7 protein-coding genes are annotated in these 12,652 nt (G+C 69.6%); 1 reads left to right on the forward strand and 6 read right to left on the reverse strand.

All coding sequences use genetic code 11. From position 1 onward, the window contains the following. Positions 1-187: 187 nt before the first annotated feature. A complete protein-coding gene (locus ACWD12_RS15125) occupies positions 188-856 on the reverse strand; it encodes a bifunctional DNA primase/polymerase (RefSeq protein ID WP_358361594.1) in 669 nt (222 codons plus the stop codon). 467 nt (positions 857-1,323) lie between these two features. On the opposite strand from ACWD12_RS15125, the gene ACWD12_RS15130 reads away from it, so the two are divergent. Further along, the gene (locus tag ACWD12_RS15130; RefSeq protein WP_450100086.1) at positions 1,324-2,751 is read left to right on the forward strand and encodes a hypothetical protein; all 1,428 of its coding nucleotides are present in this window, start codon (positions 1,324-1,326) and stop codon (positions 2,749-2,751) included. An 80-nt stretch (positions 2,752-2,831) separates the two neighbouring features. On the opposite strand, the gene ACWD12_RS15135 is transcribed toward ACWD12_RS15130, so the two are convergent. The 5 genes from ACWD12_RS15135 to ACWD12_RS15155 all read right to left on the reverse strand — a co-directional run bounded on the left by ACWD12_RS15135 (position 2,832) and on the right by ACWD12_RS15155 (position 12,417). Further along, positions 2,832-4,490: an ABC transporter substrate-binding protein gene (locus ACWD12_RS15135; protein WP_358348005.1), complete on the reverse strand. Its 1,659-nt coding sequence runs from the start codon at positions 4,488-4,490 to the stop codon at positions 2,832-2,834. A gap of 364 nt (positions 4,491-4,854) precedes the next feature. After that, the gene (locus ACWD12_RS15140) at positions 4,855-6,489 is read right to left on the reverse strand and encodes an ABC transporter substrate-binding protein (RefSeq protein WP_450099911.1); all 1,635 of its coding nucleotides are present in this window, start codon (positions 6,487-6,489) and stop codon (positions 4,855-4,857) included. A gap of 562 nt (positions 6,490-7,051) precedes the next feature. Further along, the gene (locus ACWD12_RS15145; RefSeq protein WP_450099912.1) at positions 7,052-8,521 is read right to left on the reverse strand and encodes an ABC transporter substrate-binding protein; all 1,470 of its coding nucleotides are present in this window, start codon (positions 8,519-8,521) and stop codon (positions 7,052-7,054) included. A gap of 308 nt (positions 8,522-8,829) precedes the next feature. Next, positions 8,830-10,365: an ABC transporter substrate-binding protein gene (locus tag ACWD12_RS15150; protein ID WP_450099913.1), complete on the reverse strand. Its 1,536-nt coding sequence runs from the start codon at positions 10,363-10,365 to the stop codon at positions 8,830-8,832. 435 nt (positions 10,366-10,800) lie between these two features. Beyond that, on the reverse strand, positions 10,801-12,417 hold the full coding sequence (locus ACWD12_RS15155) for an ABC transporter substrate-binding protein (protein WP_450099914.1): 1,617 nt from the start codon (positions 12,415-12,417) through the stop codon (positions 10,801-10,803). Positions 12,418-12,652: the final 235 nt, after the last annotated feature.

The following is a 12,652-nucleotide window of genomic DNA, read 5'->3' on the forward strand; positions in this document are numbered from 1 at the left end:
GCCGGCGGCCGACTCCCCGGCCGCCCCCGGCAGGCCGGTCGTCGCGGGCCGCTTCCGGCCGCCGCTCGCGTGGGCGGGGGGCGGAGGGCCGGGCACGCGGACGAGCGGGCCGCCCGTACCGCCGGCACGCCGCCCGCATTGCCGTCAGGCTGCAGGCACGCGCATGCCGGGCGGGGTCAGCGGAGGATCAGGACGCGAGCCACATGCCGCTGCCGGTCCGCGCGCTGTTGCGGTGGCAGGCGTACGCCAGCGTCCCGAGCAGCAGCCGGGCCTCCGGCAAGACCAGCTCATCCGCGTCCGGCGGGCGCACCCACTCGGCGGCGCCGAGCATCCCGAGCGGGGACGGCGGCGCGAAGATGTAGTCGCCCTCGCCGTGGCAGCGCAGGTCGAGTTCGGCGTCGTCCCAGCCCATCTGGTAGAGCAGGTGCGGCAGTTCGGTCGCGGCACCGGGGGCCACCAGGAAGAACATCCGGCCCGTGGGGGTGCCGAGCACGGGGCCGAGCGGTGTGCCCATGCGCTCCAGGCGGACCAGGGCCCGGCGGCCGGCGTGGCGCGGCACGCCGATGGCGTCGAAGGCATGGCCGGTGGGCAGGACGACCGTGCTGTCCGGCCATTGCGACCACAGGTACCGTGCCGCGGCAGGTGCGCTGGTCGCGTGCGCGGACCACTGCGGGTCCGACGGATGCATGCCGGGGGCGGCGCACGCCGACCGGCCGCAGGAACAGCGGGTGCTGCGCCCGTCCCGCACGAGGTACGTGCCCTGCGTGACGGGCCAGCGCCGCTGCTCGACATACTCCGACACCGCCTGCCACAGGGCAGTCCGGGTGCGTCGGCGCGATCCGAGCATGATGTCCATGACCTCCCAACGGCTCCCGTCACGTTTGGTTACGGTCCCGGTGTCCTCCCGCGACGTGCCCGTGAACCCGCCGTGTACGGACCGTGGGGCGCGTCCGCCGAGGCCCTGCCGCGGGCGCCGGCGCACCGGGGGGCGGGCCGCTCGGGAACGCTGCGAAACACCGTGTGAACTGTGCGGACTGTACGGACGCCCCCAAGTCAACCGCGCATGACCGGGGGCGGGCCCCTGGCGCGAGGGGTGGCGAACACTGGCGTTTTGCCGTTCCCACCCCGGGAGCCGGGCGAGCGGCCTACTTTCGGCATACGGGACATTGCGCACGGTCTTCTCGGGCTGTGTGGGGTGCACAGGGGGAGAAGCCGGTGACAATCGCCCAAACCGAAGCCGACGCACAAGCCGAACGCCCGTCCGGCGCACCAGCCGACGGGCGCTTCGGCGATCCGCTCGCACCCACGTTCGGGGCCACCCGCATATCCGGCGGCAAGCAGCCCAACGACCGCCTGGCCTCGTGGTTCGAGCGCACCGGCTGGTCCAAGGGCGAGTTCGCCCGGCAGGTCAACCGACGCGCCCGCCGCCTCGGCGCGCTGCACGTCTCCACCGACACGTCGCGCGTGCGCCGGTGGCTCGACGGCGAGCAGCCCCGCGACCCGATACCGCGCATCATCTCGGAGCTGTTCAGCGAGCACTTCGGATGCGTCGTCGCGGTCGAGGACCTCGGATTCAAGGAACCGGGCGCGCTGTTCACCGGCTCGGGCGTGGACCTGCCGTGGGCTCCGGAGTCGGTCGTCGAACTGCTCGGCGACTTCTCGCGCAGCGACCTCATGCTGGGCCGCCGCGGCTTCCTCGGCGCGTCTCTGGCGTTGTCCGCGGGCCCCGCGCTGGTGGAGCCGATGCAGCGGTGGCTGGCGCCGTCGCCCGTACCGCCGTTACCGCCGAAGGCACCCCAGGCGCCGGGCCGGCTCGGGATCGGCGAGCTGGAGCAACTGGAGGCGACCGTACGCCTGTTCCGCAGCTGGGACATGCAGTGCGGCGGCGGTCTGCGGCGCAAGGCGGTGGTCGGCCAGCTCCAGGAGGTCACCGACCTCCTCCAGGACGTCTACCCCGCGCCGGTGCGCGAGCGCCTGTTCCGCCTGACCGCCGAACTCTCGCTGCTGGCCGGGTGGATGTCCTACGACGTGGGCATGCAGCCCGGTGCGCAGAAGTACTTCGTGCTCGCCCTGCACGCCGCCAAGGAGGCCGGCGACCGGCCGCTCGGCGCCAACGTGCTGGGGGTGATGAGCCGTCAGATGATCCATCTGGACCGGCCATCGGATGCCCTGGAGCTGATCCACCTGGCGCAGTACGGCTCGCGCGACACGGCGGGCGCGCGTACCCAGGCCATGCTGTACGCCGTCGAGGGACGGGCCCACGCCGCGCTCGGCCAGGCCGACAAGTGCCGCCGCGCCCTGTCCGTCGCGGAGCAGCTCCACGCGGACGCCCCCGAGGCCGACGAGCCCGACTGGATCCGCTACTTCGGCGACGCCGAGCTGTCCTGCGAGACCGGCCTCGCGTTCCGCGACCTCGCCTACCGGGGGGCGGCGCCCGCCGAGCGGGCCAGGGAGCCGCTGGAGGAGGCCGTACGCCTCTTCGCGGGCACTCCGGAGTACCAGCGGTCCCACGCCCTCGGCCGCGTCGGCCTGGCGGCCGTGTACGTCCTCGTCCGCGACGCCGAGCGGGCCTGCGACGCCGCGGGGGGCGCCCTGTCCCTGGCCGCCCGGGTGCGTTCCGAGCGGCTCACCACGCGTCTGCGGCGCACCGTGCGGAGCGCCGTCGACCTGTTCGGCGACCAGCCGTGCGTGCGCCGCCTCGCCGACCGCCTCCAGGGCGAACTGCCCGAGGCGGCCTTCCCCCTGGTGTGAGGCCGCGCGGCACGGGTCCGGAAAAGAGGCGGCGCCCCTCCGCGAGTCGCGAAGGGGCGCCGCCGGGGCCGTGGGGTGCGTCAGCTCTTGAAGCCGATGCGGTCCATGAAGACGACGCCGGTGTTGTACTGCTGGACGCCGGTGACCTTCTTCGAGTAGATCGGGCCGATCAGCGAGTCGGCGTACACCCAGACCGGCAGGTCCTTGAGGATCTGCTTCTGGAGCTCGTTGTACGCGGCCTTGCGCTCGTCCGGGTTGGTGCTCGCGCGGCCCTTCTGCAGCGCCGCGTCCGCCTCCGGGTTCTTCCAGCCGATGAAGTTCAGCGGGCTGGCCGAGTGGAAGCTGTTGAACAGCTGCGGCTCCGGGTCCACGATCCACTGCTGGAAGAGCATCGCCGTGTAGTCACGGGCGATCGCGTACTTCTGGATGTACGCGCCGATCTCGACGGAGTCGATCTCCATCTTGACGTTCTGCATCTGCGCGAGGCGGCTCTGCATGTACTCCGCGACGGCCTGCGACGAGGGGTTCTTCGGGATGAGGAACTTGAACTCGAGCTTCTTGCCCTCGGCCGCGAGCTCGTTGATCAGACGCTGCGCCTCGTCCTTGTTCTGCGCTTCCTGGACCTGCGTCGGGTCGAAGAACGGCGACGACGGGTTGAAGTAGCTCTTGGCCGGGACGTACCCGTTCTGGAGCGTCTTCGGGATGTCGGCCGGGTCGAACGCCAGCGCCAGGGCCCGGCGGGCGCGCGGGTCGTCGAACGGCGCCTTCGTCATGTTGAACTGGATCATCTGGCCGCCCAGGTCGGCCATCTTCTGGACCTGCAGCTCCTTCTCGGCGTCGGCCAGGCGGGCGCCGTCCGAGCTGTGGAAGATGTCAGCGCCGCCGGACTTGATGGTGGCGTACTGCTGCTTGATGTCCGGGACGTTCTTGATCGTCAGCTCGTCGAGCTTGGGCAGGCCCTTGTCCTTCTGCCAGTAGTTCGGGTTCTTCACGAACTGCTGCTCGGAGCCGCGGACCCAGTTCTTGAGCATGAACGGTCCGGCGCCGACCGGCTCGGCGCCCGCGGCGTCGATGCCCTTGTTGATGGCCGAAGGAGCCTCGATGTACGTCAGCTCGGTGGCCACCGTGCGGTCGAAGTTGGGGTTCGGCCCCATGAGGTTGGTGATCTTGACGGTGGTCTCGTCGACCACCTCGGTCTTGATCATCGCGGCGGCGGCGCGGTGCTGCGACTGCGTCTCCTGCTTGGCGTGCGTCTCGTAGTTGAGCTTCACGGCCTCGGCGTTGAGCGGGGTGCCGTCGCTGAACTTGACACCCGCGCGGAGCTTCAGCGTCCACGTCGCGCCGCCGTCGGCGCTCGCGAGGGACTCGCCCATGTGCGGCTCGACCTTGCCGGTCTTGGTGTCGATGTAGAACAGCGGGTCGTACAGGGCCGCGAGCCGGGGCTCGTCGGCGACCGCGACATACGCGGTGCGGAACACGTCCAGGGTCTTGGAGTCCTGGACCGCCAGCATGGTCATCTTGCCGCCGGCCTTGGCCTCGCCGCCGGGGCTGCTGGAGGCGCCGCCGGACTTGCTGTCCTTGTCGTCGCTGCCACAGGCGGAGACGGTCAGGGCGAGGGCCGCGAGGCCCGCCACGACTGTGCCGTGCTTGCGTATGCGGCTGAGACCCGAGCCGCCGGGTATTGCGGGTACCACCGAGCTGTTCGTGGTGCGTCGTGCTGCCGTGCGTCGTGCTGACACCGTCTTGCCACCTCCGCCGAGAACATGACGACCGGACAAGGGCCGGTCGGATGGTGCTGTCGTGCTATTTGGAGCCTTGGCCGTGCTTCGGGGAGTTGGCGACAAGGCCACCCCCACCGGTGTGTGCGTAAGATCACGGATCTTGTCGCGCTGGGGGCCACCGTAGGAGTAGTTGGGCCAAAGTGCACGTCTCCGAAGCCGATCTGTTACACAGTCAAGTTTCTTTGTCGTCCGCTGGACATGTGACGGCGCCCCTCCGTCTCGGAGGGGCGCCGGGTGATCACCCTGAGGTTATCGCTGTCGACGGGTCGTCAGGAACCGTCCTGGCGCGGTGCCGTGGCGGTGCCGGACACCTTCGGAACGGCTATTTCAGGCCGATCCGGTCCATGAAGAAGACCCCGGAGTTGTAGTGCTCGATCCCGGTGACCTTGTCGTTGAAGATCGCGCCGTTGGACGACTCCGCGTACACCCAGAACGGCAGCTCGGCGACGATCGCCTTCTGCAGGTCCGAGTACGCCTGCTTGCGCACCGCCGGGTCGGTGCTGCCCCGGCCCTTGGCGAGCGCCTCGTCGGCGGCCGGGCTGTTCCAGCCGATGACGTTGAACGGGCTCTTCGAGTACCAGGCGCTGAACGCGGTCGGCTCGGGGTCGACCACCCACTGCTGGAAGAGCATCGCGTCGAAGTCGCGGGAGATCGCGTACTTCTGGATGTACGCGCCGATCTCGACGGAGTCGATGCTCATGTCGACGTTCTGGAACGTCCGCAGCTGGCCCTGCATCCACTCGGCGACGCGCACCGACGACGGGTTCTGCGGGACCAGGTAGCGGAAGTTCAGCTTCTTGCCCTCCGCGGCGAGCTCGTTGAACAGCCTCTGCGCCTCGGCCTTGTTCTGCGCGGCCTGCGTGACCGCCGGGTCGGCGTACGGCCCGGACTGGTTGAAGAAGCCCTTCGCCGGGACGTAGCCGTTGTTGAGCGTCTTCGGGATGTCCGCCGGGTCCAGCGCGAGCGTGACGGCCCGCCGCGCGCGCGGGTCGGTGAACGGGCCCTTGCGCAGGTTGAACTGGACCATCTGGCCGCCGTCGGTCTTCAGCTCCGAGGCGTTCAGCTCCTTGGCCGCGTCACCGAGCAGCTTCTGGTCGGAGCTGACGAACAGGTCCGCCTGGCCGGACTTGACGCTCGTGTACTGCTGCTGGATGTCCGGGACGTTCTTGACCGTGAACCCGTCGAGCTTGGGCAGGCCCTTGTCCTTCTGCCAGTAGTTCGGGTTGCGCTCGAAGACCTGCTCGTTGCCGCGCGACCAGCTTTTGAGGACGAACGGGCCGGCGCCGATCGGCTGTGCGCCGTAGGCCTCCGGGCCCTTGCTGATCGCCGACGGTGCCTCGATGTACGGCAGTTCGACCGCGATGAGGCGGTCCAGGTTCGGGTTGGGCGCGCCGACGGGGGTCAGCTTGACGGTGAGCGGGTCGACGACCTCGGCCTTGAACGTGGACGCCGCGCCGATGTGCACGGAGCGCGTGGCCATGTCCGCCTGCTTGTCGTAGTTCACCTTGATCGCGTTCGCGTCGAACGGCGTCCCGTCGCTGAACGTCACGCCCGGGCGCAGCTTCAGCGTCCAGGTCGCGCCGTTGTCCGCGCTGGACAGGGACTCCGCCAGGTGCGCGTTGACCTTCTGGTCCTTGGGGTTGATGTAGACCAGCGGGTCGTACAGGGCGGCGAGCCGCGGCTCGTCGGCGACCGCGACGTTCGACGTGCGGAAGACGTCGAGGGCGGCGGAGTCCTGCACCGCCAGCATCGTGATCCTGCCGCCGCTCTTGGCGGCCGCGGTGGCGGGCGCATTGCTCGGGCCGGGGGACTTCTCGTCGTCGTCGCCCCCGCAGGCGCTGGCCACGAGGCCCAGGGCGATCATGCCGGCGATCGCCGCGCCGCGGCGCGTAGGGCCCCCGCGGCCGAGCGTCGCGAACCGGCCGAGCCCGGGTCGTACCGTACGTCGTGCTGACACCGTCTTGCCTCCTCCTGGCGAGTACGTGGCGGCCGGACCGGGCCGGCCTGATCGTGCTGCCGTGCGGTTCCCGGACGCCGGGGCGGGCCGGGAGAGTGGAGCCTGTGCAAGGTCGTGCGAGGTGTGCAGAGCGTTCTGTGCCGGTTACGTGCGTTGCTTCGTGCGGTGCTTCGTGCGGTGGTGCACGCACCGGCACGGGACCGTGATCCCGCGCCGGTGCGTGGTGGTGTCCGGCCACCGTAGGCGGATGCCGCGGGGAAGACACCTTGTCGACGCGAATCTGTTACATCGTCAGATTCGGATGTGCCATTGATCAACGGCACGCGGAGTAGCGCCCGGACCGGGTGGCGGTCGTGTCAACGAACGATGACAGCGGCGCCGTTCCGGGCGACCGGTTTCAGCCGCTCACCCCGACCGGGTCCATGAGCATCCCGCCGTTCTGACGCCGACGATGCCGGAGACCATCGGAGGTCGGCCCCGCCCACGCGGTGTGCGCGTGGGTACGGGGCCGCTGGTACAACGAGCGCGCTCTCGGGGCGCGCGAATCGGGTCTACGCCACGGTCACTTCCGTACGCCGATCCGGTCGAAGAGCAGCAGCCCGTCGTTGAAGAGCTGCAGCCCGGTGATCTTGGGGTCGCACACGTACGCGGCGACGGCCTCCTGGTAGACGAAGAACGGCAGGTCCTTGTTGAGCTCCACCTGCACCCGCGTGTACGCCTCGCCGCGCCGGTCGGTGTCGGTGTTCAGCCGGGCCAGCCGGAGTGCCTCGTCGACGGTCGGGTTGTTGTAGCCGGTGACGTTCGAGAAGCCGGCCTGCGAGTGCAGGAACTGGTACAGCGCGGGCTCCGGGTCGTCGGCCCAGAGCTGGAACACCGCCGCGTCGAAGTCGCCGTCCAGCGAAGTGCGCTTGATGAAGGAGGCGATGTCCTCGACGACGAGCTTCAACTTCACCGAGCCCTTGGAGAGTTCGTCCACGCGGGTCCGGAAGAACTCCGCGATGGTCCGCGCCTTCGGGCTGTCCGGAACGGCGTAGGTCAGCTCCAGCGGCTTGGTGCCGTTCTGCGTCACCTGCATGAACAGCCGGGTGGCCTCGGCGGGTTGGTTCTCCGGTGAGGCGAGCTGGATGCTGGCGAGGCGCGACGTGGAGTCGAAGATGCCCTTGGCCGGGGCACCTATGCCCTCGTAGAAGAGCTTGTCGATCTCGGCGGCGCTGAGCGACAGCACGACCGCCCGGCGCAGCTCCGCGTTCGCGAACGCGCGGGGGGTCTTCACGCCGGGCGGCGTACGGCTCATGTTGAAGGCGATCATCTGGCCGCCGTTGAGGGGGATGTCACCCACCGCGAGCCCGCGCTTGCGCGCGTCCCCGATGAGCAGCGCGTCGGTGCTCACCGTGACGTCGGCCTTGCCCTCGTCGATGATCCGCGCCGCTCCGGGCGTGTCCGGGTTGACGCGGAAGGTCACGCTGTCGAGGTACGGCCCGTTCTGCCAGTAGTTCGGGTTGCGGTCGAACGTCATGTGCGACTTGGGCGCCCACTCGCGGAGCTTGAACGGGCCGGCTCCGACCGGTGCGCGCGTCGACGCGGCGATGGTCTCCAGCGACACCAGCGTCTTGGGCGACGGGATGAAGTTGAGCAGGCGCGAGACCATGCGGTCGAAGTTGCCGTTGGGGGAGGGAAGTTCGATCCGCAGCTGCAACTTGTCCACGACGGCGAGCTTGACGTTCCGCACGGCCGTCATGCCGAGGGAGCGCAGCTCGGGGCGCAGGTGGGTGGACCACGCCACCCTGACGGCATCGGCGTTCAGCTCCTCACCGTCGGTGAAGGTGATCCCGGGGCGCAGGGTGAGGGTCCATTTCGAGGTGTCCCCGGCGTCGGAGACCAGGGACTCGGCCATCTGCGGCCGCACCGTGCCGGTGGACGGGTCGCTCCAGACCAGGACGTCGTACAAGGCCGCGAGGCGGCTGCCGTCCGCGACGTTGCTCGCGCTCGCGCTGTACGGGTCCAACCCACGTGCGTCCCCCGGCAGCAACATGTCGAGGGTTCCGCCCGAACGGGGCGTCGCATGGGGATCCGGGGTGGATCCGGACGACGACTGCGCACATGCGGCGAGCACGACGAGTGCGGCTGCGGCACAGCCGATTCGTGTCCTCCGCAGAAACTGCCTGCGGCTCCACCGTCTACGGACGTGCTGATTCACGGATGCCTGACCTCCACCTGTGTCGTGGCCTTGCTGCGGATGGCGCTCTGTGGCCCCGCGCGGCCGGAAGGCCGCGCGGGGTCAAGTCGTGCTCGTCGTGCAGGCAGTGCTCGCGGTGCGGTGGTGCGGCGTGCGGCGGTCCGCTACTTCCTGATGCCGATCTGGTCCCACTGGATGAGGCCGTCGTTGTACAGGCTCAGCCCGGTGACCTTGGAGGTGTACAGGGCGGCGGTGATCGCTTCCTGGTACACCCAGAAGGGCATGTCCTTGTTCACGTGGACCTGGACCTTGGTGTAGGCGGCCCGACGTGCCTCGGGGTCGGTCGAACGACGCGCCTCTTCAAGGGCGCGGTCGACCTCAGGGTTGTTGTAGCCGGACGAGTTCCCGGGGCTCTGGGAGTGCAGCATGTCGAAGATCCCGGGTTCCGGGTCCTCGATCCACTGCTGCCCCACCGCGGCGCTCCAGGAGTCCTGGCCTTGCCGCACGGTCCTGATGTAGGTGGGGATGTCCACCTGCTGGACCTTCATCGTCACGCCTCGGTAGGCGCTCAGCTTCTGCTGGATGAACCGGGCCACTTCCACTGTGGTGGGAGCGGACGGTGCGATGTAGGTGAAGGTGAGCGGCTTGGTGCCGTTCGCCGTCACCTCGTCGAACAGCCTCTGGGCTTCCGCCGGATTGTTCTCGCTCGCCGCCAGTTGGATGCTGGCCAGCGGAGACGTGGAGCTGAAGATGCCCTTCGCCGGCACCCCCGCATTGCTGTAGAACGTCTCGTTGATCTCCTTGCCGCTCAGCGCGAGCGCCATGGCCTTGCGCGCCCTCGCGTCGGCGAACGGTCCCTTCAGATTGTTGAAGAGCACCATCGCGCCGCCGTTGAGGCGGAGTTCCTCGACACCCAGCCCGCGGTCGCGACCCAGGACGATGTTCTCCGGGTCGACGGTGACCATGAGGTCGGACTGCTTGCCGAGGCTGTCGACGCCGCGTTTGACGTCCATGTCGACGCGGATGACGAGCTGGTCAAGGTACGGCAGCCCCTTGTCCTTCTGCCAATACGTGTCGTTGCGCTTGTAGACCTGCTTGTCGCCCGGGAGCCACTGCTCGAGGATGAACGGGCCGGCGCCCACCGGCTTGTCGCGGAGTGATCCCACAGTGTCCGGCTTGAGCGAGGCCGGAGACGCGTTGTAGGACAGATTGCGCGCCACGATGCGGTCGAAGTTCGCGTTCGGTGTCCGAAGAGTGATCTTCAGGGTGAGCGGATCCTCGACGTCCAACTGCTTGATGTTCGTCACGGCCATGATCTGGAACGACTTCAGCGCCATGTCCTGGTGCCGTACCCAGTTGGCCTTCACCGCGGCGGCGTCGTAGGGCAGGCCGTCGCTGAACTTCACACCGGGACGAATACGGAGCGTCCAGATCGAGGCGTCGCGCTCGAACGCGAGACTCTCGGCGATCTTCGGGCGCACCGAGCCGGTCGACGGGTCGGTCCACACGAGGGAGTCGTAGACGGCGGCCATGCGGCTGCCGTCGGCGACGTTGACGAACGAGGTCTGGGTCGGGTCGAAGCTGGCGGCATCGCCCGGCAGGGTCATGGTGAGCGAGCCGCCTTTTTGCGGCGTGCCCGCGGGAGAGGGCGGTGCGTCGTCGGAACTGCCGCAGCCGGCCACGAGGATGCCCAGGGCCATTGCGGCTGCGACGATCCGGCCCCTGCGGAATGAGGCATTCCGCCGGGGCGACGGGGGTATTCGAAGTGCGTGGGAAGTACGAGTCACTACGGGCCAACCTTCACCTGACGGGCCGTCCGTTGTGTAGGGCGGCGGTGGTGCGCGGGGCCGGTCTCGCTCGGTCTGCCGTCGGGGGATGGCCGGCCGAAGCGGTGCCGGGTTGTGCGTGGTTCGGCAGTGCTTGGTTCGTGCTCCGTGCTGCCGGGTACTCCGGTGGGAGGACCCGGGTGGTGCGGACGGCACCGGTGGTGCGGTGCCGTGGCCAGAGGGCAGGGGAAGGCCGGGCGGGCCGCGCGGCACGCGGCGCGTCCGGCCTCCCCCAGGTCCATCGGGCTGCCCCTTTCTACTGCCTTGGGCCGATCGGGTCCATCCGGGGTCGGGCCTTCGGCCCGGGAGTCACCGCTTCATGCCGATACGGTCGAACATGAAGACACCGTCGTTGAACATCTGGACCCCGGTGACCTTCGACGAGAACACGCCCACGGCGACGGCCTCCTGGTACACCCACATCGGCATGTCGCGGTTCAGGGCGACCTGCACCCGCGTGTACGCGTTGCGTCGCGCCTCGACGTCGCTGGTCTGGCGGGCGTCTGTCAGCGCGTCGTTCACCTCGGGGTCGTTGTAGAAGCAGCAGTTGCCGGCGTTTCCGCCGGACAGCAGGCCGAACAGCCCGGGCTCGGGGTCGTCGAGCCAGACCTGGTCCACCTTGACGTCGAAGCGCTGCTCCACGTTTGCGCGGTGGATGAACGTCGGCAGATCGAGCGCCTCGACGCTGATGCTCACCCCGGGGTACTTGTTGAGCGTCGTGCGCACGTACTCGGCGATCCGCACGGTGGCAGGTGTGTCGGGGATGATGAGCGTCGCCGCCAACTGCCGGGTGCCGCCAGCGGTGACCTGGTCGAACAGCTGTGCCGCCGTGGCGGGGTCGTTGCCCGGCGCCGCCAACTGGATGCTCGCCAAGGGGGTGTTGGCCCCGAAGATGCCGCGGGCGACGGTCCCGGTGCCCTGGAAGACCTCGTTGTTGATCGTCTCGCCGCTCAGGGCGTAGGCCACCGCACGGCGGGCCTCGGACTGCGCGAAAGGCCCCTTCGCGGTGTTGAACGAGAGCATCTGACCACCGGACAACAGCATTTGGCTGGTGCCCAGCCCGTCGCGCTCCGCGGCGGCCGCGGCGAGCGGGTCGACGGTGATGGTCACGTCGGCCTCGCCGTCCTTGATGGCGGCGACTTCGTGCATCGGGTCCGGGTCGACCTTGAACACGACGCGGTCGAGGTACGGCGCCCCGGACTTCCAGTAGCCGGGGTTGCGGTCCAGCGTCAGCGTCTGGTTCTTGACCCAGTTGCCCGCGCGGAGCATGAACGGGCCCGCGCCGACCGGGTTCTCCGCGAGCTTGCCGCCGGCGATGGCCTTGGGCGAGGCGATGAACGAGAGGTGCCGGGCCACCATGCGGTCGAAGTTGGCGTTCGGCTGGGGGAGGGTGACCTCGAGGGTCAGCGGGTCCACGACCCGGGTCATCAGCCCGGCCGCGGCGGCCCGCTGCACGGACTGGACGGCGGGGTCGGCGTGCAGGTCCCAGTTCGCCTTGACCGCGGCGGCGTCGTACGGCTCCCCGTCGGTGAACTTGATCCCCGGACGCAGGACGAGCTGCCAGGTCTTGGACGTGGCGTCCTTGGCCGTGAGGCGGTCGGCCACCTGTGGTTCGACCGAACCCGTGGAGGGGTTCGTCCATACGAGCATGTCGTACAGCGCCGCCATCCGGTTCCCGTCGGTCACGTTGATGTAGCTCGCGGAGAAGGGGTCGAGGCCGCGGGCCTCGCCGGGGAGCAGGACGGTCAGGGCGCCGCCTTGCCTGGGGGTGCCCGCCGCGAGGGGCCTGCCCTGGGAATCCGATCCGCAGCCGGAGACCAGGACGAGGCCCGCGGTGGCGAGCAGGAGGAGCGGTTTGCGGAACCCGCCCGGGGAGCGGCGGGAAGGGCGGTGCGAGGGGCGGTGCGAGGGTCGTGCGTGTACCACTGCTGACAGGTTCCTTACGCGTTGCCCGGCCGGGCGGGCCCGGCCGGTGGTGCCGAAGAGGTGCTGACGTGCGGGACGGGCTGACGTGCTGACTTGCGGCGGTGCGACGTGCGGTGGTGCCGGCGTGCTGTGGTGCCGGCCGGCGGTGGGGCCCGAGGTGTGTGCCGCTGGTCGGGCGGAACTGCCTTGGCGGGCAACCGCGGTGGCGCTGCGGCGCTGCGGTGGTGTTGCGATC

The sequence above is a fragment of the Streptodolium elevatio genome (assembly GCF_053592165.1).